Source organism: Streptomyces sp. NPDC058145, assembly GCF_042884245.1.
In the GTDB taxonomy this organism is placed as follows: Bacteria; Actinomycetota; Actinomycetes; order Streptomycetales; family Streptomycetaceae; genus Streptomyces.
Map to the genome: position 1 here is coordinate 111642 of NZ_JBHVUH010000009.1, position 23372 is coordinate 135013.

Sequence of the window (23372 nt, forward strand, 5' to 3'; positions counted from 1 at the left end):
GGACGCCGCACCGGCTACGGCACCTTGTACGTCTCCCCGTACACCCGCCAGGTCAGCGGTGTGCGCAGCCCCAGGTTGCCGTCGTACAGGAACTGCCGCTGGGCCGTGTCGATGCGGGTGGTGTCGATGGTGGGCTTCCTGGCCCTCATCGCCTCGCGGCGGACGTCCAGGAAGATGTCGAGGTAGTTCTTCTCGCTGCCGCCCTGGGACGGGGTGTCGGCCTCCTCCAGGGCGCGTTCGCGCAGGCCGTAGAAGCTGTTGCGCCCGGTGCCGGGGCCGTGGAAGACCATCGCGTCGTAGTAGACGAACTGACCCAGGGTGCCCAGCCCGTCGAGCTTGGCGAGGCGGACGGCCGGGTCGAAGTAGACGCGGTCGCGCTCCTTCTCCTGCGCCTCACGGAACGCCGGGAGCCTCGCCTCCGCCTTCCAGGCCGCGGTGAACCCCGGGTCCAGGCCCTTGTGGGAGCCGGTGCCGTCGACCTTCCGCAGGGCCGGCAGGTACGGCGCGAGGCCGTTGCCGGGACGGGCCTCGGTGTACCGCTCGACCAGGGTCAGCAGGTCGTGCGTGCCGGTACAGAAGCCGATGATGCCGGCGGTGTAGCCCTGCCCGTCGCCGATGTCCTCGATGTAGCCGTAGGAGCTGCGCCAGTCGAGCGTGGAGTTCTCCGCGCTCGCCACGATCCGCTGCGCCAGCTCCTTCTCGGCCGGCGCCACCAGGCCCGGCGGGGCGTCGGCGATGACCTCGGCGTCCCGCGCCCGCTCCGACTCGGCCCGGGCCTTGGCGTCCTGGCGTGCCCGCTGCGCGGCGGAGACCCGCGTGCCCGCCGCGTCCGAGGAGCCGGACGGGTCGGGGCCGAGGGCGTAGATCACCGCCGTGACGGCGACCGGAGCGGCCGCGAACAGCAGGATTCCGGTTCGTCTCATGACAGGTCCCGTCTCTTCATGGCAGTCACCGTACGGCCCGGATCAGGCCGCCCCTCCCATGAGTGCCGGTTCCGCGAACGACGACACCTTGACCGCGGTCAGCACCACCAGCAGCACGAGCAGCGCCACGCACACGCCCGCCTGGACGAGGACGCGCCGGCCGTCCCGGGGCGCGTAGGCGTACGCCAGCGTCACCGTCGCACCGGCCAGCAGGCCGCCGAGATGCCCCTGCCAGGAGGTCATCCAGGCGGAGACCACCAGCCACACCAGCAGACCCGCCATGTACTGGTTGACCGCCTGCCGGTCGTAGCCGAGGCGGCGCCCCATGACGTAGTACGCGGCGCCCAGGCCGAAGATGGCGCCGGACGCGCCGACCGTGCGGGTCTCCGGGGCGAGCAGCAGCACCAGCACCGAGCCGCCCAGCGCCGACAGCAGATACAGGGCGAGGTAGCGGACCCGGCCCAGCTGCGCCTCGACCACCCGGCCGACGTTCCACAGCGCCAGCATGTTGAACAGGATGTGCGTGATGCCGAACGCGCCCTCGCCGGGCGTCAGATGCAGGAACGCGCCGGTCAGCAGCCGGTACCACTCGCCGTGCGCGACCCCCTCGGGCAGATAGCCCGGCGGCACCGTGCCCAGCAAGTCGAACCGGTTCTCGACCGAGGGCCGGGCCAGCTCGGCGAGATAGGCGAGCACGTTGAGCCCGATCAGGACGTACGTCAGCACCGGCACCGCGCTGATCCGGCCGCCGAACGCCGTCCGCGCCTGCCGGACCGAGCGCACCCCCTCCTTCACGCACTCCACGCACTGGTGGCCGACGGCGGCCTCCCGCATGCAGGACGGGCAGATGAAGCGGTCGCAGCGGGTGCAGCGGACGTGCGACTCCACCTTGGGATGACGGAAGCACGTGGTCACGGCGGACTCGGCGGTCACGGCCGGCTCCTTGGAGGTTCACGGGGACAGGGTGAGCCGGTGGGGACGGCGGCGAACAAAATAGCGAACAGCTGTGACGCGAGCGACAGCAGGGGTCCGTGATCACGTAGGCTCGGGTGCCTGCCGGAGCCGAGGGGGGACACCGTGGCCGCGATCAGCCTGCGCAAGATCGAGGAGACCGCGCCCGCGCTCGTCGGGCCGTACCGGACGGCCGGGATCTCCCTGCGCAAGCACGGCCTGGACGATCTCCGCGCCGCCGTCTACCTGGTGATAGACCACTCGGGCTCGATGCGGCCGTACTACCAGGACGGCAGCGTGCAGGCGCTCGCCGACCGGGTGCTGGGCCTGGCCGCACACCTGGACGACGACGGCCGGGTGCCGGTGGTCTTCTTCTCCACCGACATCGACGCGGTCACCGACATCGCCCTCGACGGCCACGAGGGCCGGATCGAGGAGATCGCGGCCGGACTCGGGCACATGGGCAAGACCAGCTACCACCTGGCCATGGACGCCGTCATCGACCACTACCTCGACAGCGGCGCCACCGCCCCCGCCCTGGTCGTCTTCCAGACCGACGGCGGCCCCATCAGCAAGCCCGCCGCCGAACGCTACCTCTGCAAGGCCGCCGGACTCCCGCTGTTCTGGCAGTTCGTCGGCTTCGGCGACCCGGGCAGCCGGCAGTTCGAGTTCCTGCGGAAACTCGACGAACTGGCCGTGCCCGCCAGACGCGCCGTGGACAACGCCGGCTTCTTCCACGCCGGCCAGGACCCACGCCGGTTCCCCGACGCCGAACTGTACGACCACCTCGTCGGCGAGTTCCCGCAGTGGCTGGCGGCCGCACACGCCGCGGGAATCGTGCCCGGCCGGCTCCCGGCCGGGCCGCCTCGTTCGTCTTGACGCGGCACCCTACGTGTCGCACTCCAGCACCGTCCGGCACAGCCCGCACCGGGCCCGCACCCGCCCCTTGACCGGCAACCGGATCCGCTGCAGACACGTGGGACAGGGAAAGGACACCCGGAGATCGCCGCCCGAACCGGGATCGGCGGTGAAGGCGTACCCCGCGGCCGGCCGGCCCCCCGACGGATGGCGTCGGTCATGGGCGTAGCGGCGCCGGCCCGCCCAGCCCGCCCCGGTCAGCGGCGGCTGCTGCCCGTCCCGCAGAGCCATCTCCCGGCCCTTGACGTAAGCCGAGTACGCCTGCGGGCTGGTGAACCACACCGAGGGATCCTCATCGAACAGCAGAGCCCGCTTGGCGAGGACGTACCCGAACTCCTCCGGAGTGAGATAGCCCAGCTTCTGCGAGGACACCCCGTCCTCGCGGTACGCGTCCAGCAGCAGCCAGCCCGCGCCCAGGTAGGCCGCCACCGTGTCCGTCAGGATCTCGTTCTCCGCCGTGGTCGGGAACGCGAGATCCAGACGGTGCAGATAGACATGGGTCACCTCGTGGGCGAGCGCCGCCCCGATGTCGCCGCGATGGCTACGGAACCGGTCGTTCAGCTCCACGAAGTACTCGGGGCCCGCCGCCAGTTCGACATTGGCGGCATGCGTCATCTCCCGGAAACCCACCACCAGCCGCGCGTCCGGCAGCCTGAAGTGCCGCACGATCTCACGGGCCACCCGCTGCGCGCCCAGATGCAGATCGTCCGTGTCGCAGAAGGCCACGTCGGCCGGCGGCACGCTCACCGAGAACGTCCGGACGGTGTCGTACGACAGTCGCCGGTACAGCGCGGTGACGGCGGCCCGCACCGTCTCCAGATGCGGGTAACCGTGCTCGACCGGTCCGCCGTTCGCCACGCGCGACCCCCAAAGACGCCCGGAACCCCCTTCCACTGTATGCGGGCACCCGCCCTGCCGCCCCGCCCCGCCCGCGACCCGCCCGCACACACCGGGGACTGATCGCATGCTGGTCACCCGTGATCGCGGGGCCGCGCCGCCCGTAGGGTTGACCGTCATGACCATCAGCAACACCGGTACCGGTGACGTCGACCCCGCGGTCCGCCAGGAGCTGGAGCGGCTGCGCGACAGCATCGACAACATCGACGCGGCCGTCGTCCACATGCTCGCCGAGCGCTTCAAGTGCACCCAGCAGGTCGGCCGGCTCAAGGCGCGGCACCAGCTCCCGCCCGCCGACCCGGCCCGCGAGTCCCGGCAGATCGAACGGCTGCGCCGCCTCGCCGAGAACGCCAAGCTCGATCCGGCCTTCGCCGAGAAGTTCCTCAACTTCATCATCGCCGAGGTGATCCGGCACCACGAGTCCATCGCCGAGGACACGGTCGGCGGACAGTCCGCCACGGCCGGCTGACCCCCGCACCGGCACGCCGGCGCAGGGAGCGCGGACACGGCGGCACGGGGCGCGACACCGGACATATGCCGTGTACCGATCCGCCCCTGTCCGCTGTGGATGCCATCAGGCAGCATGGCGTCCATGTCCGTCATCACGCGCGACGAAGCGCAGCTCCGAGCACAGCTCCTCGACGTCCACCGCTACACGGTCGAACTCGATCTCACCCAAGGGGACGAGACCTTCGACTCCCGCACCGTGATCAGGTTCACCACGCGGTCCGCCGGGGACACGTTCATCGAGCTGAAGCCCGCCTGCCTGCGCACCGTCACCCTCGACGGACAGCCCCTCGACCCGGAGACCCTCGACGACAACCGGCTGCCGCTGCGGAACCTCACCGCAGGCGAGCACGAACTGCGCGTCGACGCCGCCATGCGCTACTCCCGCACCGGCGAGGGCATGCACCGCTTCACCGACCCCACCGACGGCGAGACATACGTCTACACCCAGATGTTCCTGGACGACGTCCAGCGCGTCTTCGCCGCCTTCGACCAGCCCGACCTCAAGGCCGTCTTCGAACTCACCGTCACCGCCCCCGACGGCTGGAGCGTCCTCGCCAACGGCATCACCGAACACCTCGGCCAGGGCCGCTGGCGGGCCGCCCCCACCCCGCTGATCTCCACCTACCTCGTCGCCGTCGCCGCCGGCCCCTGGCACTCGCTGCGCACCGAACACCGCGGCCTGCCCTTCGGCATCCACTGCCGCCGCTCCCTCGCCCCCCACCTCGAAGCCGAGGCCGAGGAGATCTTCACCGTCACCCGCGCCTGCTTCGACCGCTACCACGAGAAGTTCGAGGAGCCCTACCCCTTCGACTCCTACGACCAGGCGTTCGTCCCCGAGTTCAACGCCGCCGCCATGGAGAACCCCGGCCTGGTCACCTTCCGCGACGAGTACGTCTTCCGCTCCGCCGTCACCGACACCGAACGGCAGACCCGCGCCATGGTCATCGCCCACGAGATGGCCCACATGTGGTTCGGCGACCTCGTCACCCTCAAGTGGTGGGACGACATCTGGCTCAACGAGTCCTTCGCCGAGTACATGGGCTACCAGACCACCCTCGAGGCCACCCGCTTCACCCAGCCGTGGGTCGAGTTCGGCGTCACCCGCAAGGCCTGGGGCTACGACGCCGACCAGCGCCCCTCCACCCACCCGGTCGCCCCCGAAGCCGTCGACGACACCGCCGCCGCCCTGCTCAACTTCGACGGCATCTCCTACGCCAAGGGCGCCTCCGCACTCCGCCAGCTCGTCACCTGGCTCGGCGAGAAGAACTTCCTCGCCGGCATCAACATCCACTTCGAACGCCACCGGTTCGCCAACGCCACCCTCGCCGACTTCATCGACTCCCTCGCCGCGGCCACCGACCGCGACGTGCACGCCTGGGCCGACGCCTGGCTGCGCACCACCGGAGTCGACACCCTCAGCCCGCGCGTCGCCGCCGCCGACGGCACCTGCGCCCTCACCGTCGACCGCGCCGGCAGCCGCCCGCACCGGATCACCGTCGGCCTCTACGACCACGACCTCACCGACGAGGGCCGCCTCACCCCGCGCGAGCACCTCGGCCTCGACGTCCCGCAGACCGCGCCGCAGCCCATCGGCAAGCGCCCCGCGCTGATCCTCATCAACGACGGCGACCTGACCTACGCCAAGATCCGCTTCGACGACGAGTCCTTCAAAGCGATCCGCACCGGCCTGTCCGGACTGCCCGACCCCCTCACCCGCGCGGTGATGTGGAACGCCCTGCGGGACGCCGTCCGCGACGGCGAACTCCCGCCGACGGCCTACCTCGAGACGGCCCGCACCCACCTGCCGCTCGAAACCGACCTCGCCCTCGCACAGGGCGTCCTCGACTTCGCCGCTCACCAGATCACCGACCGCTACCTGCGCCCCGAGGACCGCCCCACCGCCCTCGCCACCCTCGGCTCCCTCTGCCGCGACCTGCTGCGCCGCACCGAGGACGGCGACAACCCCGGCCTGCGCCTGATCGCCGTACGCCACTTCATCGACGTCGCCGCCCACCCCGACACCATCGCCGCCTGGCTCGCCGACGGCACGGTCCCCGGCGGCCCCGAACTCGACCCCGAGCTGCGCTGGCGCATCCTCGGCCGGCTCGCCGTCCTCGGCGCCACCGACGAGGCCGCCGTCGCCGCCGAACTGGAACGCGACCCGTCCGCCAGCGGCCAGGAGGGCGCCGCCACCTGCCGCGCCGCACTCCCCGACCCGGAGGCCAAACGCGCCGCCTGGGACGCGATGTTCACCACCGACGACCTCTCCAACTACCTCTTCACGGCCACCGCGCGCGGCTTCTGGCAACCCGAACAGGCCGACCTCGTCCGCGCCTACGTACCCCGCTACTACCAGGACGCCGTCACGCTCGCCGCCCGCCGCGGCCCCGCCATCGCCGCCGCCGCAGGACGCTGGGCCTTCCCGTACCACGCGGTCGACGCCGAGAACCTCGCCCTCGGCTACGCCTGCCTGCGCGACGCCGAACCGGTCGCCGCCCTGCGCCGCAAACTCGTCGACGAACTCGACGACCTGAGCCGCGCCCTGCGCGTACGGGGGGAGTAGCACCGAGCGCCCCGGGCACCCCGGGCAGGGCGAGGCCCCCAACCACCGAGGGAGTGGGGGCCTCGCGCCGCCCGGGGCGCGGGATCACCTAGCCGTTCCCCACCCGCAACTCCGCCCGCCGCACGCCCCCTTCGCGCGGGCCCGCCCTCCGGTTGCCCACCGTGCCGCGCGCCGGAACGGCGACGCCCAAGGAGAAACCGAGCCGCCGCAGAAAACCCTCGCCGGCGCGCCAGCCGGCCGGCACCGACGCCGTCACCAGGGACACCGCACCGGCACGGGCCAGCAGGGACTCCGCCAGCGCACGGCCCAGCCCCCGGCCCCGCGCCCAGGGAGCCAGCAGAAACAGGCCCACCGCCACCGCCCCCGGCTCCGGATGGTCCCGCACCGCGTCCACCAGACCCGCGACCACCCCGTCCCGCTCCAGCACCAGCAGCACCTTGTCCTCCGGGCTCGCGCCCTCCGGCAGCGCGTAGAACAGGCTCTGCACGTCACCCGGCCCCGACGGCAGCCCCGTCGCCGCCACGAACCAGTCCTCGCACTCCTCGAACAGCGTCAGCAGCGGCACCTCGTCCCGCGGACCGGGCTCACGCACCACCACCCGCTCACCCGGCACCTCGATCATCCACGCGTCAACCATCCGAACGACGGTAGCCGCGGCGCCACCACCGCTCCACCACTCCAACGCGTTTTCCCCGTACGGCAGTACCCACATCCGGGTGCCGATCGTTGAGCTTTCCGGACGGGTGGACCCCTCCCACGGCCCCGCCCGTCCCGCGCCACGGAGGAGAGCCCATGAGCATGCCGCCCCTCGCCTCAGGACCCGACGGACCCACAGCCCTGCGCCCCCTCCTGGACACCGTCCTCGACGCGCTCGCCACCGGCCGCCGGGCCCGCGGCGGACCACTGCCGGCCGGCGGCCCCGAGACCGTCACCGCACGGATGACCGCGGCCCTCGGACACGGCATCCTGCCCGACGACCCGGACCCCGACGCCCTGCGCACCCTCGTACACGCCCTGGCCGAAGGCGCCGCCGACCCCGCCGACCCGCTCTGCGCCGCCCACCTGCACTGCCCGCCGCTCGCCGTCGCCACCGCCGCCGACCTCGCCGCCAGCGCCCTCAACCCCTCACTGGACTCCTGGGACCAGGCCCCCGCCGCCTCCGCCCTGGAAGCCGAGGTCACCCGCGCCCTCGCCCGGCTCATCGGCCTCTCCGACGCCCTCGTCACCACCGGCGGCACCGAATCCAACCAACTCGCCCTGCTCCTCGCCCGCGAGACCCACGGCGGCAGCGTCCGACTGGTCTGCGGCGCCAACGCCCACCACTCCCTGCCCCGCGCCGCCTGGCTGCTCGGCCTGCCCGACCCGGTCGTCGTCCCCACCCCACGCGGCACCCTCGACCCGGCCGCCCTCCACCACACCCTCACCACCCACCCCGGCCCACTGCTCGTCGCCGCCACCGCCGGCACCACCGACGCCGGACTCATCGACCCACTCCCCGAGATCGCCGGCCTGTGCACCACCCACGGCGCCCGCCTGCACATCGACGCCGCCTACGGCGCCGGCCTCGCCTTCAGCGACCGGCACCGCGACAAACTCGCCGGACTTGAAACCGCCCACACCGTCACCCTCGACCTGCACAAACTCGGCTGGCAACCGGCCGCCGCCGGACTCCTCGCCGTGGCCGCACCCCACGAACTCACCGCACTCCACCACCACGCCGACTACCTCAACGCCGACGACGACACCGAAGCAGGCCTCCCCGACCTGCTCGGCCGCTCCCTGCGCACCACCCGACGCCCCGACATCCTCAAGATCGCCGTCACCCTGAAGACCCTCGGCCGCACCGGACTCGGCACCCTGGTCGACCAGGTCTGCGCCCGCGCCCACGAGTTCGCCGCCCTCGTCCAGCGGCACCCCGGCCACGAACTCTACGACCGGCCCGTCATCAGCACCGTCCTGTTCCGGCCCGCCGGCGCCCCCGACACCGCCGTCGCCGCCGTACGACGCCGCCTGCTGCGCGAAGGCCGGGCCGTCCTCGGACGGGCCCGCCCCGACGGACGACTCTGGCTCAAGGCCACCTTCCTCAACCCCCACACCCGGCCCCACGAACTGGCCGCACTCCTCGAACTCGCCGAAGGAACCACCCCCCGATGACCAACCCCCCACACCACGAACCCGACACCCCCCGCGACCTCGTCGGCATCGGCATCGGACCCTGCAACCTCTCCCTCGCCGCCCTCGCCCACCCCCTCGCCGAACTCGACGCCGTCTTCTACGAACAACGCCCCCGCTTCGACTGGCACCCCGGCCTGCTCATCGAAGGCGCCACCATCCAGGTCCCCTTCCTCGCCGACCTGGTCACCCTCGCCGACCCCACCAGCCCCTGGAGCTTCCCCAACTACCTCAAGACCCACGAACGGCTCTTCCCCTTCTACTTCGCCGAACGCTTCCACATCCAGCGCGCCGAATACGACGCCTACTGCCGCTGGGTCTCCCAGCACCTGCCCGGACTCCGCTTCCACCACCAGGTCGACGCCGTCCACTGGAACCCCGAACACGACGTCTTCGAAGTCGACTACACCCGCCTCGACACCCAGGGCGACACCCCGGCCCTCGGCCGCACCCACACCCGCAACATCGTCCTCGGCATCGGCACCACCCCCCGCGTACCCGACGCCCTGCGGCCACTCGTCGAAGCACCCGGCGTCCCCGTCATCCACGCCGCCGACTACCTCGACCACCGCGCCACCCTCCTCACCGCAGGCCACATCACCGTCGTCGGCTCCGGACAGTCCGGCGCCGAAGTCTTCCTCGACCTGCTGCGCCACCGCCCCACCGGCCACGAGAAACTGCACTGGATCGGCCGCACCGAAGCGTTCGCACCGATGGAGTACTCCAAACTCGGCCTCGAACACTTCACGCCCGACTACACCCGCTACTTCCACGCCCTCGCCGAACCCGTCCGCGACCGGCTGACCACCGCGCAATGGCAACTGCACAAGGGCATCGACGCGAACACCCTCGCCGCCATCCACGACGAGCTGTACCTGCGCACCCTGAACGGCGGCTGGCCCGACGCCGTCCTCACCCCCGGCGTCCGCGTCCGCACCGCCGGCCGCCTCGCCGCCGGCCAGGTCGAACTCCACCTCGAACACCTCCAGCAAGGCGCCCGCTCCCGGCTCACCACCGACGCCGTCGTCCTCGCCACCGGCTACCGCGAACGCCCCCTCGGCCACCTCCTCGCCGGACTCGACCCCTACCTGCGCCGCGACAGCAGCGAACGCCCACGCATCGGAGAGGACCACCGCCTCGTCCTCGACCCCTCCGTCACCGGCTCCCTCTACGTCCAGAACGCCGAACTGCACACCCACGGCGTCGGCGCCCCCGACCTCGGCCTCACCGCCTGGCGCAGCGCCACCATCCTCAACTCCCTCACCGGCAAGGAGCAGTACCCCCTGCCCACCCGAACCGCCTTCACCACCTTCGGACTCCAACAACCCGCCGCCCGCATGCCGCACGCCAGACGGGCCGGACAACTGACCCCGCTCGTCGAATGAGACCCGGCACGCACACCGACGGCGCCGGTGCGAAAACCCGCACCGGCGCCGCCGACATGCCCCACCCGAGGATCAGAAGACCGGAGTGCCGTCCCGCGTCAGCTTCCAGTCCACGGACGCGAAGTCCTTCGGATCCAGCACACCCTTCGCGGTCACCCACTCCGCGATCCGGGTACGGATCTCCGTCGACTCCGCCCACAGCTCCTTCGCCGACGCCACATGCGGGAAGGCACCACCACCATTGGCACGGTAGTTGTTCACCGCCAGCACGAACTGCCTCGCGTCGTCCAGCGCCACACCACCGAACGTCAGGTTCCTGATCCGCGAACCCGCCGGCTGCGCGACGTCGATGTCGTACGACAGACCCGACACATAGTCGTAGTTGTAGTCCGGACGGCCACCCGCGTTCGTCAGCTTGTCCACGTCGACCACCGCACCCGCGGCCGTCTGCACGTAGTACCCCGCCGAGTACTCCAGGTACGCCCGCACCTGCGCACCCGTCATCAACTTCGCGACCAGCGTGTTGTCGTACACGTACAGACCCGACAGATCCCGGATCGTCACATCGCCGGCCGGGATCTGGGACGTCCGGGAGAACGGCGTCGCCTGCGCGATCACCGGCAGCGAGGCGTACTCGGTGCCCGCCAGCGCCGCCTTCACCACGTCCTCCTGGACCTTGGTGATCAGGTCGATGATCGGGGCGTCCTTGTAACGGGCGTCGACCGTCGTCAGGGTCTCGGTCGCCCGGCCCACCACCTGGTTGACGTACGCCACGACCTTGTCGTGCTCGTCCGTCAGCAGCCTCGTGATCCGCGGGTCGTCCGCGACCGTCTTCGAGTCACGCAGCGAAGCGGAGACCGACTCCACCTCCCACCTGCCCTTGCCGAACACCAGCTCGATGTCGAAGACACTCAGCCGCTCCGCGTAGCACAGCGGCTCCGACAGCACCACCGTCCGGCCGCTCTCCTCGTTGACGACCTTCAGCTCCGGAATCTCCAGATGCGCGTGCCCCACCAGGATCGCGTCGATCCCCGGCACCTGCCGCGCCACATTCGCCGCCGCGTCCTCCACATACGGCAACTGGTCACCGTACGAGGAATTGCCCGACGTACCCGAATGCGCCGACACCACGACCACATCCGCGCCCATCGCCCTCAGCTTCGGCACCCACTTCGCCGCCTGTTCCTCCAGACCCGGGAACGCCAGCTTGCCCTGCACATACGCCTTGTCCCAGATCGCGATACCCGGGTTGGTCAGACCCAGCACGGCCACCTTCACCGGCGGAGCGCCCGGCACGTGGAACTTCTTCATGAAGTAGGGCGGGAAGGCCGGCTTCAGCGTCTTCGCGTCGACGGCGTTGGCGCCCAGCAGCGGAAAGTCCAGCTGGTCCTCGAACTTCCGCAGCGTCTCGATGCCGTAGTTGAACTCGTGGTTGCCGAGCGCCGCCGCGTCATACCCGATCGCGTTCATCGCCTGCGCCATCGGGTGCACCGGACCACCCTTGGCGGTGATCGGGTCGACCTTCGCGTAGTAGTACGTCAGCGGGGTGCCCTGGATCGTGTCACCGGCGTCCAGCAGCAGCGTGTTGCAGCGGCCCCTCTCCTCACGGATCCCCTCGACCAGCGTCGAGATACGCGCCAGCCCCTGCGCGTTGCCCGCCTTGTCGGAGTACTCCGCGTCCTTGAAGTAGTCCCAGTTGAAGACATGACCGTGCAGGTCCGTGGTGCCCATGACGGTCAGGGAGTACCGCTTCACATGCTTCCCCGGCGCCTTCGCCTCCGCGGCCTCGGCCGCCGGAGCCGCCCCCGCACCGGCGATCGCCACCCCCGCCCCGGTCACGGCGGACTTCTTCAGGAACTTCCGGCGGTTCAACGGCATCTCTCGGTCTCCTCGGGGAAACGGTCAACAACGCGCGTAGATTCTGACCCGGGCATGACCGACGACAACAGGTCCATTCGGTTTCGATCTGGTGACCTCAAGCCCCAACTCCGGCCGCGGAAGCGGAAACCACATGACACAGTGGGACGTATGACCCCAGCGGCGACCTCACCCCACGGCACCCCCGAGGCCCCCCTCCTCACCGTCCACGGCGAAGCCGAGATCGACGCCGAACCCGAGATCGCCCGGATCAGCGTCACCATCACCGCCCGCGGCCGCGACCGCCGCACCACCCTCGACGACCTGACCCGCCGCAACACCACCGCCCTCGACCTCGTCAAGTCCTACGCCGACGCCGTCGAACACCTCACCACCGGCACCATCACCCTCACCCCCGAACTCACCCCCCACGGCCGCGGCGAACGCGTACGCAGCCACCACGGCCGGGTCCACCTCACCGCCGAACTCAGCGACTTCACCGCCCTCGCCGAACTCACCACCCGACTGGCCGACTTGGAACTCACCCAGGTCGACGGCCCCTGGTGGTCCCTGCGCCCCGACTCACCCGCGCCCGCCCAGGCCCGCCGGCAGGCCGTCCACGAAGCCCTCCGACGAGCCCGCGAATACGCCGACGCCCTCGGCACCACCATCGCCGCACTCATCGAACTCGCCGACACCGGCGCCGACCACACCCACCCCGGACGCGCCCCCTTCGAACGCGGCGGACGCCGGACCGCACTCGCCCATCCGGACGAACCCGCCCAGCCCCTCGACCTCGAACCCCCACGACTGCACGTCAGCGCCCAGGTCAGCGCCCAATTCACGATGCGGCCACCACAGATCTGAAGACCGAAAACGCACGACGTGAAGATTTCGCTCAAAGGAGCGGGCCGTCGCACAATTCAACACTTGTCAATATCCCTTTACCCAACGGTTGTTGAGTAGTCATGAACCCCGGATTTCCTACCCGCGGGTAAGGCCTAGGCTCGAACTATGCGCCGAGCAAAGATCGTCTGTACTCTGGGCCCCGCCACCGACTCGTACGACCAGATCAAAGCACTCGTCGAAGCCGGAATGGACGTCGCCCGATTCAACCTCAGCCACGGCACCCAGACCGAGCACGAGGTCCGATACCAGCACGTACGAAAAGCCGCCGACGAAACCGGCCGCAGCATCGGAATCCTCGCCGACCTTCAAGGCCCGAAGATCCGCCTCGGCCGATTCAGCGAAGGCCCCGTACTCCTTGAACGCGACGACACCTTCACCATCACCGTCGAAGAAGGCGTCGAAGGTGACCGCCACACCTGCGGCACCACCTACGCCGGCCTCGCCACCGACGTCACCCCCGGCGAACGCATCCTCGTCGACGACGGCAAGGTCTGCCTGGAAGTCACCGCCGTCGACGGCCCCAAGGTCCACACCCGAGTGGCCGAAGGCGGCATCATCTCCGACCACAAGGGCCTCAACCTCCCCGGCGTCGCCGTCTCCGTACCTGCCCTCTCCAAAAAGGACGAGGACGACCTGCGCTGGGCCCTGCGCACCGGCTTCGACATCGTCGCCCTCTCCTTCGTCCGCAGCGGCAAGGACGCCCACGACGTCCACCGCATCATGGACGAAGAAGGCCGCCGCCTCCCCGTCATCGCCAAGGTCGAAAAACCTCAGGCCGTCGACAACATCGACGACATCGTCGCCTCCTTCGACGGCATCATGGTCGCCCGCGGCGACCTCGGCGTCGAAATGCCCCTCGAACAGGTCCCCATCGTCCAGAAACGCGCCATCAAACTCGCCCGGCGCAACGCCAAACCCGTCATCGTCGCCACCCAGATGCTGGACTCGATGATCGAAAACTCCCGCCCCACCCGCGCCGAGGCCTCCGACGTCGCCAACGCCGTCATCGACGGCACCGACGCCGTGATGCTCTCCGGCGAGACCAGCGTCGGCAAATACCCCATCGAGACCGTGCGGACCATGGCCAAGATCGTCACCGCCGCCGAGGAGGACATCCTCGCCAGGGGCCTGCCGCCGCTCACCGAACGCAACAAACCCCGCACCCAGGGCGGAGCCGTCGCCCGCGCCGCCGCCGAGATGGGCGACTTCCTCGGCGCGAAGTTCCTCGTGGCGTTCACCCAGTCCGGAGACACCGCCCGCCGGCTCTCCCGCTACCGCTCGCCGATCCCCCTGATGGCCTTCACCCCGGAGCCGGCCACCCGCTCCCAGCTCAGCCTCACCTGGGGCGTGGAGACCTTCCTCGGCCCGGAGGCCGGCTCCACCGACGCGATGGTCGACCAGGTGGACGAACTTCTCCTGCGGTACGGCCGCTGCCAGAAGGGCGACGTCGTGGTCATCACCGCCGGCTCGCCCCCCGGCATCCCCGGCACCACCAACATGGTCCGCGTCCACCACGTCGGCGAGGACGACAGCCCCAAGTAGCGGTGTCTCAGTGCTTGGGGCCCACGTGGGCGTCCATGAGGGCTACGGAGGATTTGCGGGCGACGGAGATGTTGCGGTTGTTCGCCCGTTTCCATTCCACGTGGACCCGCTCCAGGGCATCGGTGAAGAGCCGCACGATGTCCTCGGACAAGTTGGTGAAGAAGTAGCGCGGGTATTCGTAGCGTCTGCGCTCACCGTGGACGAGTCTGGTCGTCCAGTTGGTGATGCGGCAGCCGTCGGAGTGGACGAGGCCCCGAATGAACTCCCAGGGGTGAGCGTCGACGATCTCCTGTTGCCAGGGCGCGAGGAGGATCGGCCGTTCGTGCTTCTTGCCGGGGCCGTGCTGGGGGAACAGGCCGGGCCAGTGCTGGTGGTAGCTGGTCACCATGGCGCAGCCCTGCTTCTGGACGGTGTTGACGCAGACGCCGGGGCGTACGTGTGTGATGGCCTCGCGGCACAACCGCACAAGGCCGGGCCATGTGTCGGCGCACGCGATCCTGAGGTAGTAGCCGCTGCGTGGGTGCGGGCTGATGCACCCGTCGCCGAGGTAGAGACCCAGTAGGTACGCGTAGGCCCGATCGTCGGAAGGCGGACCGGGGTCGGGAGTCGTCATGCGGGGCAGTGGCTCGAGGCGGTCCTGCCAGGAACGGATCGCGGCACGCGAGATACCGGTCTCACGGCTCACCGAATTCAGGCTGCGGCCCTGGGCGACGAGCGCGAGGGCCTGCTTACGTGTGCTGACGTCGTACATGCGGCCACTCTGCAAAGGTGGTCGTGGCGACACGCAGTGGAAAGCGAAGGTTCACGAGAATGCGGAAATCCGCTTCTGAATGGTGACCTTCGAATCGAAGGAAAAGTGCCCCGGGTCGGACTCGAACCGACACTGTATGGGTTTTGAATCCATTGCCTGCTGCCAATTGGGCTACCGGGGCCCAGTGAATCGAAGGTTTACTTCGACCCGCTGCCTGACCACCTTACCGCAGCTAGGTAGGCTCTTGTCAGCAGTACCGACCTGCCTCGTACCAAGGAGCCCGAGTGACCGCCCCCGAGTCGCCCCAGCCCGTAGACGTGCCCGACGACGACAAGTCGCACGTGCCTCCGCTGACGACCCGTGTCGTCATCGCCGAGGACGAGGCCCTGATCCGGCTCGACCTGAAGGAGATGCTGGAGGAGGAGGGGTACACCGTCGTCGGCGAGGCCGGGGACGGCGAGCAGGCCGTCGAACTGGCCCGCGAGCACCGCCCGGACCTGGTGATCCTCGATGTGAAGATGCCCAAGCTCGACGGCATCTCCGCGGCCGAGAAGATCGCCGAGGAGTCCATCGCCCCGGTCCTGATGCTGACCGCGTTCTCGCAGCGCGACCTGGTGGAGCGGGCCCGGGACGCCGGTGCCATGGCCTACCTGGTGAAGCCGTTCAGCAAGAGCGACGTCGTCCCGGCGATCGAGATGGCGGTGTCCCGGTTCACCGAGCTGCGGGAGCTGGAGAAGGAGGTCGCGGACCTCACCCTGCGGCTGGAGACGCGCAAGCTGGTGGACCGTGCGAAGTCCATCCTGCAGACGGAGTACGGGCTGACCGAGCCGGCCGCGTTCCGCTGGATCCAGAAGACCTCGATGGACCGGCGTCTGTCGATGCAGCAGGTCGCCGAGGCGGTCATCGCGGACAACGACGAGAAGAAGTCCGCGAAGAAGGGCTGACCGGCCCCAGTACGCGGGACGAGGCCCGCGCCCCGGAGAAGGGGGCGCGGGCCTCGTCGTGTCCGGCGTCCGCGGCGGGGTCAGTCCTCGCCGAGGTACGCCTTGCGCACCGACTCGTCGTGCAGCAGGTCCTGTCCGCTGCCGGAGAGGACGATGCTGCCGACCTCCATGACGTGGCCCTGGTCGGCGAGCGAGAGCGCCGCCTGGGCGTTCTGCTCGACCAGCAGGATCGTCGTGCCCGAGGCCTTCAGCTCGATGATGGTCGCCATGATCTTCTGCATCATGATCGGCGACAGGCCCATGGAGGGTTCGTCGAGCATCAGCAGCTTGGGCTGGGACATCAGGGCCCGGCCCATGGCGAGCATCTGCTGCTCACCGCCGGAGAGGGTGCCGGCGGCCTGCTTCCTGCGTTCCCCGAGAATGGGGAAGAGGTCGTAGGCGCGCTGGATGTCCTTCTCGATGCCGTCCTTGTCCTTGCGGAGGAAGGCGCCGAGCTGGAGGTTCTCGGCGATGGTGAGGCGCGGGAAGATGTGCCGGCCCTCGGGGGAGTGGGCGAGTCCGAGGGAGACGATCTTGTGTGCCGGGACGCCGGTGAGTGGTTTGCCGTCGAAGAGGATCTTTCCGGAGCTGGGCTTGAGCAGTCCGGAGAGGGTGCGCAGGGTGGTCGTCTTTCCGGCGCCGTTGGTGCCGATGAGGGTGACGACCTGTCCGGCCTCGACGCTGAACGAGATGCCCTTGACGGCTTCGATCTTGCCGTAGGCGACCCTGAGGTCCTCGACCTCCAGCAGTGCGGTCACTGGGCCTCTCCCTTGGTGGTGCTGGTGCTCTCCGCGCTGTCGCCGTCCGTGTCGCCGCCGGTGTCGGCGTCGGCGGGTGCGGTGTCGTCGGCGCCGGTGGCGTCGGCCTGCGCGGGCTCGGGTTCGGCGTCGGCCTTCGGGGCCTGGGTCCCGGTGTCGGCGGCGGCCTCCGCTGCCTCGACCTCGGCGGCCTCGGCCTGGCCGGGGTCGCCCTCGAAGGGTTCGCCGAGGTAGGCGGCGACGACCCGGTCGTCGGCCTGGACGACCTCGGAGGTGCCCTCGACGAGCTTCTCGCCCTGGACGAGGACGGCGACGCGGTCGCAGAGATTGAAGATGAAGCGCATGTCGTGCTCGATCACGAGGACGGCGATGCCCTTGTCCCGGATGGCGAAGACCAGTTCCTCGGTGGTCCGGGTCTCCTGCGGGTTCATGCCGGCCGTCGGCTCGTCGAGGAGCAGCAGGCCGGGTTCGCTGGCGAGTGCCCGGGCGATCTCCAGCTTGCGCTGTTCGCCGTAGGGCAGGTTGCGGGCGAGGTGGTCGCGCTTGGCGGCCAGGCCGACGAACTCGAGGAGTTCCATGGCCTTGGCCTCGGACTCCTTCTCGGCCTTGCGGAAGCCGGGGCCGCGCAGGAGTGCGGACCAGAGGCCTTCCTTGGTGCGGGTGTGGCGGCCGACGAGGACGTTCTCCAGGACGGTCATGTTGGCGAAGAGCCGGATGTTCTGGAAGGTCCGGGCGATGCCCGCCTGGGTGACCAGGTGCGGTTTGGGCGGGAGCACCTTGCCCTTGAAGGCGACGGTGCCTTCGGTGGGGACGTACAGGCCGGTGAGGCAGTTGAAGAACGTGGTCTTGCCGGCGCCGTTGGGGCCGATCAGGCCGACGATCTCGCCGCTGTTGACGGTGAAGTCGACGGATCGGACGGCGGTGAGGCCGCCGAAGCGCATGGTGACGTCACGGGCTTCGAGTACGGGTGTCGTCATGGTTCTTTACGCCCCTGCCTTGGTGACGGCCGGTTCGTCGGTGAGCGTTCGCTGTTCGGGGACGTCGAGTTGGCCGATTTCGTGGAATTCGAGCTGGCGGCGGCGGTTGGCGATGATGCCCTCCGGCCGGAAGCGCATCAGCAGGACCAGCGCGATGCCGAAGGCGAGCAGTTCGTAGTTCTGCAGGAACTGGAGCTTCTCGGGGACCAGGTAGAGGACGCTGGCGCCGAGGAGGGGGCCGCTGACGGTGCCCATGCCGCCGAGGACGACGGCGGCGAGGAGGAAGGCCGAGTTGGGCGGGGCGGCGCCGGCGAACTGGTAGGGCTGGGGGTTGACGCTGTAGTTGACGTGGGCCATCACGGTGCCGGCGAGGCCGGCGAGGGAGGCGCCGAGGGCGAAGGCGATCAGCTTGACGCGGAAGCCGTTGATGCCCATGGCGGTGGCGGCGGTCTCGTCCTCGCGGATGGCGATCCAGGAGCGGCCGATGCGGGAGTCGGCGGCGCGGGTGAAGACGAGTACGACGATGGCCGTGACGATGAGCATGAGGAACAGGTAGTTGGCGAACCGGCCGAGGGTGAATCCGCCGATGGCGTGTGCTTCGCCGAACTGGAATCCGAGGATGTTCAGGTCGGGGATCTGGGTGATGCCGTTGGGGCCGCGGGTGATGTCGGGTCCGGAGTCGCCGTCGAGGTTGTTGACGGTGATGCGGAAGATCTCTCCGAAGCCGAGGGTGACGATGGCCAGGTAGTCGCCGCGCAGTCGCAGGGTGGGGGCGCCGATGAGGACGCCGAAGACGAGCGAGGCTGCCATGCCGGTGAGGGCGGCGGCCCAGAAGGGGAAGTGGACTCCGGAGAAGCGGGAGTACTCGGAGCCGGAGACGAGGGCCGCCGCGTAGGCGCCGACGCCGAGGAAGGCGACGTAGCCGAGGTCGAGGAGGCCGGTGAGGCCGACGACGATGTTCAGGCCGAGGGCGACGGTGGCGAAGATGAGGATGTTGACGCCGACGTTGGCGTTGTGGTCGTCGCTCTGGGTGAAGGGGAAGATGACGGCGGCGAGGAAGGCGAGCGTCGAGGCGAAGCCCTTGTGCTGCGCGGCCATGGTCGCGTAGCGGTCGACGAGGCCGGTGTGCATCAGGCCCCAGGCGGCGAAGATCACGAGGAGCAGGAAGCCGATGAAGGTTTCGCTCGCGTCGTTGTCGATGCCGATGCCGTAGGTGAAGGCGATGAGGGCGATGGCGGTGCCGGCGGTGATGATGCCGCGCTCGATGAGCGGGGACAGGGTGCCGGGGCGGGGCTGTGCGGGCTTGGTGAGGTAGCCGCGCAGGCCGGTGCCGGGGGCGGGGTGCGGCAGGGCGAGGGCGCCGATGACGGGGAGTGCGGAGGCGGCCATGGCGACGTAGGCGCCGGGGTCGAGGTTGACCAGGCCGTTCAGGTCGACGGCGATGGCGATGCCGGTGAACCAGCAGACGGTGAACGCCGACAGGGCGGTGAGGAAGACGGGGGAGGTGGCGCCGGCGGGGTTGAGCCAGCGCAGGCCCTTGGTGTTCCACAGGGTGAGGGCGAACAGCAGGGTGAGGGCGCCGGCGACGAGGGCGAGGATCTGCAGGCCCGCGGGGTAGCCGTAGACGGTGAGGTCGCCGGGGAACGCGGGGGTCCAGGTCCAGCTCAGGAAGGTGCTGGCGATGGTGCCCACGGCGCCGATGGCGATGAGCAGGCGGGCGGCGGCGGGCGGCAGCGGGACGGGTCCGTGCGCGACTGTGGCCGGTGCTGTGGTGGTGGTTTCGGTCATGGTGCTCACGCCCTGTCCGCGACGCGTTCGCCGAGCAGGCCTTGTGGTCTGAAGAGGAGTACGAGGATGAGGAGGACGAAGGCCCAGACGGCGGCCCAGCCGCCTCCGCCGAGTTGCTGCATGCCGGGGATGTCGGCGATGTAGGCGGTGGCCATGGCTTCGGCGAGGCCGAGGACGAGGCCGCCGAGCATGGCGCCGTAGATGTTGCCGATGCCGCCGAGGACGGCCGCGGTGAATGCCTTGAGGCCGGCGATGAAGCCCATGTCGTAGGAGACGGAGCCGTACTTGAGGCCGTAGGAGAGGCCGGCGACGGCGGCGAAGAAGCCGCCGATGGCGAAGGCGATGACGATGATGCGGTTGGTGTCGATGCCCATGAGCTGTGCGGTGTCCGGGTCCTGGGCGGTGGCCTGCATGGCGCGGCCGGTGCGGGAGAGCCGGACGAAGAAGGCGAGGACGGCCATGCACAGCGGGGCGGCGATGATGAGGAAGACGTCGCCGCTCTGTACGGTCACGGAGCCGAGGTGCAGCGGGCCGAAGGGCAGCTGCGGGAAGACCCGGGCCGACTTGGCGTCGGGGTACCAGTTGAAGACCGCCTGCTGCAGGGCGAGTGACAGGCCGATCGCGGTGATGAGTGGTGCGAGGCGTGGTGCGCCGCGCAGGGGGCGGTAGGCGAAGCGCTCGGCGCCGACGGCGATGAGCACGGCGACCAGTGCGCCGCCGATGAGCATCGCCGGCAGGGCTATCCACATGGATATGCCGTCCGGCAGGGCGAGGTAGACCGTGAGTGCGCCGAAGCCTCCGGTCATGAAGATCTCGCCGTGGGCGAAGTTGATGAGCTGGACGATGCCGTACACCATCGTGTAACCGATGGCGATCAGCCCGTACATCGAGCCGAGGAACAGCCCGTTGGCCAGCTGCTGCGGCAGGGTGTTCACCGCATGGCCTCCATGTGGTGGGGAGAGTCAAGGGGGGCGTAGAAGGCGGGCCGCGCGGTGACGGTGGTCTGCGCCGCGCGGCCCTGGTGGTGCGGAGTGTCCGGCTGGGTTACTTCGGGTTGGCGACGCCGCTCTTGGCGGACTTCCACTCGCCCTTGGTGACCTGGTAGACGGTCAGCTGCTTGTTGGTGGTGTCGCCGTACTCGTCGAACGAGATCTTGCCGGAGATGCCGTCGAAGGAGCTCTTCTGGACGGCGTCGACGACCTGCTGGCGGGCGTCGGAGGGCACCTTGCCGTCCTTCACGACCTGGCCGACGGCCTTGATGATGGCGGTGGTGGCGTCGTAGGCGTAGGAGCCGTAGGTGCCGTAGTCGCCGGGGTACTTCTTGGCCTTGTAGGCGGCCACGAAGTCCTTGGCGGCGGGCAGGGTGTCGACGGGGACGCCGATGGAGGTGACGAGGTCGCCCTCGGCGGCCTTGCCGGCGGTCTTGATGTAGGTCGGGGTGAACATTCCGTCGCCGCCGAACAGCGGGATCTTGGCGCCGGCGTCCTTGAGCTGCTTGGTCAGCACCTGGGACTCGTCGTACTGGCCGCCGTAGTAGAGGATCTCGGCGCCCGAGTTCTTGATCTTGGTGGCGAGGGTGGAGAAGTCGCGGTCACCGGTGTTGACGTGGTCGGTGCCGACGATCTTGCCGCCCTGCTTGGCGAACTGGGCCTTGAAGATCTTGGAGAGGCCGGCGCCGTAGGTCTGCTTGTCGTCGACGACGAAGGCCTTCTTCTTCTTGAGGCCGTTGTACGCGTAGTCGGCGGCGAAGGCGCCCTGGAGGGCGTCGGTGGTGGCCGTGCGGAAGTAGGACTTGAACGGGCGGGACTTGCTGGTCTGCCAGTTCTTGCCCTGGGTCAGCTCGGGCGCGGTGTTGGAGGGGGAGATCTCCACCAGGTTGGCCGAGGCGAGGGTCTGCTGCATCTGGGTGGCCACGCCGGAGTTGAGCGGGCCGACGACGCCGAGGACGTCCTTCTCGGCGACGAGCTGGGAGGCGTTCTGCTGGCCGGTGGCGGGGATCGCCTTGTCGTCCAGTGCCTTGATCTTGAAGGTGACGCCGGGGACGGTCTTGTTCTTGTTGGCGTCGTCGACGGCGATCTGGGCGCCGTACTGGATGCCGAGACCGGTCGCGGAGTTCTGGCCGGTCAGCGGGGCGTCGACGCCGATCGTGACCGTCACGTTGCCGCTGTCGCCGCCCTTGCTGTCGTCATTGCGGGAGCCGCAGGCGGTGAGGGTCAGAGCTCCGGTGGTCAGAACGGAGGTAAGAATCACCAGAGAACGCTGTCGCACAATCGATCCTTTCCGCAGGCACGTTCGCCCCGTGTGGTGGGGCCGTGGGTGCCGCGCCGGTACCGAACTCCCGATGGAGCGGTGACTGGCCGTGACTCTAGGCGTGTGTGGACAACGTGGAGGAGTGCTTGTCCAAGGCTGTGACGCTCTTGTTATGACACGAGGTAATGCAGAGCGGTGCGGCGTGGGGGGAACGCATGAATTCAGGTCGATTCGCCCCGTCCACATTCTGAGAACTCGCAGGACGGCGACGGCGCGATCAGGCGTCTCGACGGTTTTGGTAATTACACAAGTCTGTTGCTGCAGGCGACTTTCGGGGCTGCCGCGTGGTCCTGGGGCCGGTGGGCGCGGTGGCCGAAACCGGGAATCTGGATTGCGCGCGTATTACATAGAGTTACCGCAAGGAAAGGAGCCCGACGGCTTCGGTGCTTTTCCGTATTCCGCCCATGGGGAGGGTTGTGGTGATCTTGCGGGGAGAGCGTCCCTTTGTCCGGAAGCGGGCGCGCGGCGCGGTGCGGCGGCATCCGGACGCGTTCGGCGGCGAGGGCGCGGATCCGTCCGGAGCGGGGCGAGTGGGCTCGTGAACCTGCCGGGCCGTCAACTCGGCTGCGGCGGTGGGACGGTGACGCGGTTTCGCATCGCGGTCACCGTGGGGAAGGGGACCGGCGGGGCCTCGGTGGCCCCGCCGGGCAGCGGTCAGGCGCCGGTGGTCGGCACGTGCGCCTCGTCGCCCTTGCGGACGTCGCGCAGCAGGCACGTCAGCCGGGCGGTGCACACCCGGCGCCCCTCCTCGTCGCTGATGACGATCTCGTACGTGGCCGTGGAGCGCCCCCGGTGCACGGGTGTGGCCACGCCGGTCACCAGGCCCGAGCGGGCGCCGCGGTGGTGGGTGCAGTTGAGGTCGACGCCGACCGCGATCTTCGAGCTGCCGCCGTGCAGCATGGAGCCGACCGAGCCCAGCGTCTCCGCCAGCACCGCGGACGCGCCGCCGTGCAGCAGCCCGTACGGCTGGGTGTTGCCCTCGACCGGCATGGTGCCGACGACCCGCTCCGCCGACGCCTCCAGGATCTGCACGCCCATGCGGGTGCCGAGGTGGCCCGCGGAGAACAGTGCGGGCAGGTCGACGCCGAGCGCGGCGTACTCGTTGACGACCTCCTGCGGGAATTTCACCTGCTGCTGCTCACCCATGGGCGCGGCTCCGTTCTCGTACAGCTGTCACG

20 protein-coding genes and 1 tRNA gene are annotated in these 23372 nt (G+C 69.8%); 8 read left to right on the forward strand and 13 right to left on the reverse strand.

The window, feature by feature from the left end:
- Positions 1–14: 14 nt before the first annotated feature.
- Positions 15–923, reverse strand: coding sequence for a chitosanase (locus tag ACFVVO_RS21455; RefSeq protein ID WP_390057052.1), 909 nt, complete (start codon positions 921–923; stop codon positions 15–17).
- 42 nt (positions 924–965) lie between these two features.
- Positions 966–1856 carry a rhomboid family intramembrane serine protease gene (locus tag ACFVVO_RS21460; RefSeq protein ID WP_390057054.1) on the reverse strand — a complete coding sequence of 297 codons (891 nt, stop codon included), beginning with the start codon at positions 1854–1856 and terminating at the stop codon, positions 966–968.
- Positions 1857–2000: 144 nt separating this feature from the next.
- On the opposite strand from ACFVVO_RS21460, the gene ACFVVO_RS21465 reads away from it, so the two are divergent.
- Positions 2001–2753, forward strand: a complete 753-nt coding sequence (locus ACFVVO_RS21465) for a vWA domain-containing protein (protein ID WP_390057056.1) — start codon at positions 2001–2003, stop codon at positions 2751–2753.
- Between the two features lie 9 nt (positions 2754–2762).
- On the opposite strand, the gene ACFVVO_RS21470 is transcribed toward ACFVVO_RS21465, so the two are convergent.
- The gene (locus ACFVVO_RS21470) at positions 2763–3650 is read right to left on the reverse strand and encodes a hypothetical protein (RefSeq protein ID WP_390057058.1); all 888 of its coding nucleotides are present in this window, start codon (positions 3648–3650) and stop codon (positions 2763–2765) included.
- A gap of 157 nt (positions 3651–3807) precedes the next feature.
- On the opposite strand from ACFVVO_RS21470, the gene ACFVVO_RS21475 reads away from it, so the two are divergent.
- The gene (locus tag ACFVVO_RS21475; RefSeq protein WP_390057059.1) at positions 3808–4158 is read left to right on the forward strand and encodes a chorismate mutase; all 351 of its coding nucleotides are present in this window, start codon (positions 3808–3810) and stop codon (positions 4156–4158) included.
- 123 nt (positions 4159–4281) lie between these two features.
- Positions 4282–6762 (forward strand): aminopeptidase N, encoded by a 2481-nt coding sequence (gene pepN, locus ACFVVO_RS21480; protein WP_390057061.1) that lies wholly within the window; start codon positions 4282–4284, stop codon positions 6760–6762.
- A gap of 88 nt (positions 6763–6850) precedes the next feature.
- On the opposite strand, the gene ACFVVO_RS21485 is transcribed toward pepN, so the two are convergent.
- The gene (locus ACFVVO_RS21485) at positions 6851–7399 is read right to left on the reverse strand and encodes a GNAT family N-acetyltransferase (RefSeq protein WP_390057063.1); all 549 of its coding nucleotides are present in this window, start codon (positions 7397–7399) and stop codon (positions 6851–6853) included.
- 155 nt (positions 7400–7554) lie between these two features.
- Between ACFVVO_RS21485 and ACFVVO_RS21490 the strand changes: the two genes are divergently transcribed.
- Together ACFVVO_RS21490 and ACFVVO_RS21495 are read left to right on the forward strand one after the other, a co-directional pair.
- Positions 7555–8916 (forward strand): pyridoxal phosphate-dependent decarboxylase family protein, encoded by a 1362-nt coding sequence (locus ACFVVO_RS21490; RefSeq protein ID WP_390057065.1) that lies wholly within the window; start codon positions 7555–7557, stop codon positions 8914–8916.
- Complete coding sequence (locus ACFVVO_RS21495; RefSeq protein WP_390057067.1) at positions 8913–10319, forward strand: lysine N(6)-hydroxylase/L-ornithine N(5)-oxygenase family protein; 1407 nt, start codon at positions 8913–8915, stop codon at positions 10317–10319. Before ACFVVO_RS21490 ends, ACFVVO_RS21495 begins: the two co-directional genes overlap by 4 nt.
- Positions 10320–10391: 72 nt before the next feature.
- Here the strand turns inward: ACFVVO_RS21495 and ACFVVO_RS21500 are convergent, their stop codons facing one another.
- Positions 10392–12197, reverse strand: coding sequence for a bifunctional metallophosphatase/5'-nucleotidase (locus tag ACFVVO_RS21500; RefSeq protein WP_390057068.1), 1806 nt, complete (start codon positions 12195–12197; stop codon positions 10392–10394).
- Positions 12198–12347: 150 nt separating this feature from the next.
- Here ACFVVO_RS21500 and ACFVVO_RS21505 point away from each other — a divergent pair, with 150 nt between their 5' ends.
- On the forward strand, positions 12348–13043 hold the full coding sequence (locus ACFVVO_RS21505) for an SIMPL domain-containing protein (protein WP_390057070.1): 696 nt from the start codon (positions 12348–12350) through the stop codon (positions 13041–13043).
- A 147-nt stretch (positions 13044–13190) separates the two neighbouring features.
- Positions 13191–14627 (forward strand): pyruvate kinase, encoded by a 1437-nt coding sequence (gene pyk / locus ACFVVO_RS21510; protein ID WP_390057072.1) that lies wholly within the window; start codon positions 13191–13193, stop codon positions 14625–14627.
- A gap of 7 nt (positions 14628–14634) precedes the next feature.
- On the opposite strand, the gene ACFVVO_RS21515 is transcribed toward pyk, so the two are convergent.
- A complete protein-coding gene (locus ACFVVO_RS21515) occupies positions 14635–15378 on the reverse strand; it encodes a helix-turn-helix domain-containing protein (protein ID WP_390057074.1) in 744 nt (247 codons plus the stop codon).
- 106 nt (positions 15379–15484) lie between these two features.
- Positions 15485–15559 (reverse strand) — tRNA-Leu (locus ACFVVO_RS21520).
- A 103-nt stretch (positions 15560–15662) separates the two neighbouring features.
- Between ACFVVO_RS21520 and ACFVVO_RS21525 the strand changes: the two genes are divergently transcribed.
- Complete coding sequence (locus ACFVVO_RS21525; protein ID WP_358931206.1) at positions 15663–16322, forward strand: response regulator; 660 nt, start codon at positions 15663–15665, stop codon at positions 16320–16322.
- An 80-nt stretch (positions 16323–16402) separates the two neighbouring features.
- Here ACFVVO_RS21525 and ACFVVO_RS21530 read toward each other — a convergent pair whose 3' ends face one another.
- The 6 genes from ACFVVO_RS21530 to ACFVVO_RS21555 form a co-directional block, all read right to left on the reverse strand.
- Positions 16403–17119, reverse strand: coding sequence for an ABC transporter ATP-binding protein (locus ACFVVO_RS21530; protein ID WP_390057076.1), 717 nt, complete (start codon positions 17117–17119; stop codon positions 16403–16405).
- Positions 17116–18096: an ABC transporter ATP-binding protein gene (locus ACFVVO_RS21535; RefSeq protein WP_390057078.1), complete on the reverse strand. Its 981-nt coding sequence runs from the start codon at positions 18094–18096 to the stop codon at positions 17116–17118. Before ACFVVO_RS21535 ends, ACFVVO_RS21530 begins: the two co-directional genes overlap by 4 nt.
- A 6-nt stretch (positions 18097–18102) precedes the next feature.
- Positions 18103–19884 (reverse strand): branched-chain amino acid ABC transporter permease, encoded by a 1782-nt coding sequence (locus tag ACFVVO_RS21540; RefSeq protein ID WP_390057080.1) that lies wholly within the window; start codon positions 19882–19884, stop codon positions 18103–18105.
- Positions 19885–19889: 5 nt separating this feature from the next.
- Positions 19890–20819: a branched-chain amino acid ABC transporter permease gene (locus ACFVVO_RS21545; RefSeq protein ID WP_199210157.1), complete on the reverse strand. Its 930-nt coding sequence runs from the start codon at positions 20817–20819 to the stop codon at positions 19890–19892.
- Positions 20820–20928: 109 nt separating this feature from the next.
- Positions 20929–22152: a branched-chain amino acid ABC transporter substrate-binding protein gene (locus ACFVVO_RS21550; protein WP_390057082.1), complete on the reverse strand. Its 1224-nt coding sequence runs from the start codon at positions 22150–22152 to the stop codon at positions 20929–20931.
- A 696-nt stretch (positions 22153–22848) separates the two neighbouring features.
- Positions 22849–23340 carry a hotdog fold thioesterase gene (locus ACFVVO_RS21555; RefSeq protein WP_390057083.1) on the reverse strand — a complete coding sequence of 164 codons (492 nt, stop codon included), beginning with the start codon at positions 23338–23340 and terminating at the stop codon, positions 22849–22851.
- Positions 23341–23372 lie beyond the last annotated feature (32 nt).

Bases quoted from the DNA above. Each gene is read 5' to 3' on its own strand.
- ACFVVO_RS21535 (WP_390057078.1), bottom strand. From the start codon at position 18,096: ATGACGACACCCGTACTCGAAGCCCGTGACGTCACCATGCGCTTCGGC.
- ACFVVO_RS21455 (WP_390057052.1), bottom strand. From the start codon at position 923: ATGAGACGAACCGGAATCCTGCTGTTCGCGGCCGCTCCGGTCGCCGTC.
- ACFVVO_RS21495 (WP_390057067.1), top strand. From the start codon at position 8,913: ATGACCAACCCCCCACACCACGAACCCGACACCCCCCGCGACCTCGTC.
- pepN (WP_390057061.1), top strand. From the start codon at position 4,282: ATGTCCGTCATCACGCGCGACGAAGCGCAGCTCCGAGCACAGCTCCTC.
- ACFVVO_RS21475 (WP_390057059.1), top strand. From the start codon at position 3,808: ATGACCATCAGCAACACCGGTACCGGTGACGTCGACCCCGCGGTCCGC.
- ACFVVO_RS21505 (WP_390057070.1), top strand. From the start codon at position 12,348: ATGACCCCAGCGGCGACCTCACCCCACGGCACCCCCGAGGCCCCCCTC.
- pyk (WP_390057072.1), top strand. From the start codon at position 13,191: ATGCGCCGAGCAAAGATCGTCTGTACTCTGGGCCCCGCCACCGACTCG.
- ACFVVO_RS21540 (WP_390057080.1), bottom strand. From the start codon at position 19,884: ATGACCGAAACCACCACCACAGCACCGGCCACAGTCGCGCACGGACCC.
- ACFVVO_RS21490 (WP_390057065.1), top strand. From the start codon at position 7,555: ATGAGCATGCCGCCCCTCGCCTCAGGACCCGACGGACCCACAGCCCTG.
- ACFVVO_RS21555 (WP_390057083.1), bottom strand. From the start codon at position 23,340: ATGGGTGAGCAGCAGCAGGTGAAATTCCCGCAGGAGGTCGTCAACGAG.
- ACFVVO_RS21485 (WP_390057063.1), bottom strand. From the start codon at position 7,399: ATGGTTGACGCGTGGATGATCGAGGTGCCGGGTGAGCGGGTGGTGGTG.
- ACFVVO_RS21500 (WP_390057068.1), bottom strand. From the start codon at position 12,197: ATGCCGTTGAACCGCCGGAAGTTCCTGAAGAAGTCCGCCGTGACCGGG.
- ACFVVO_RS21515 (WP_390057074.1), bottom strand. From the start codon at position 15,378: ATGTACGACGTCAGCACACGTAAGCAGGCCCTCGCGCTCGTCGCCCAG.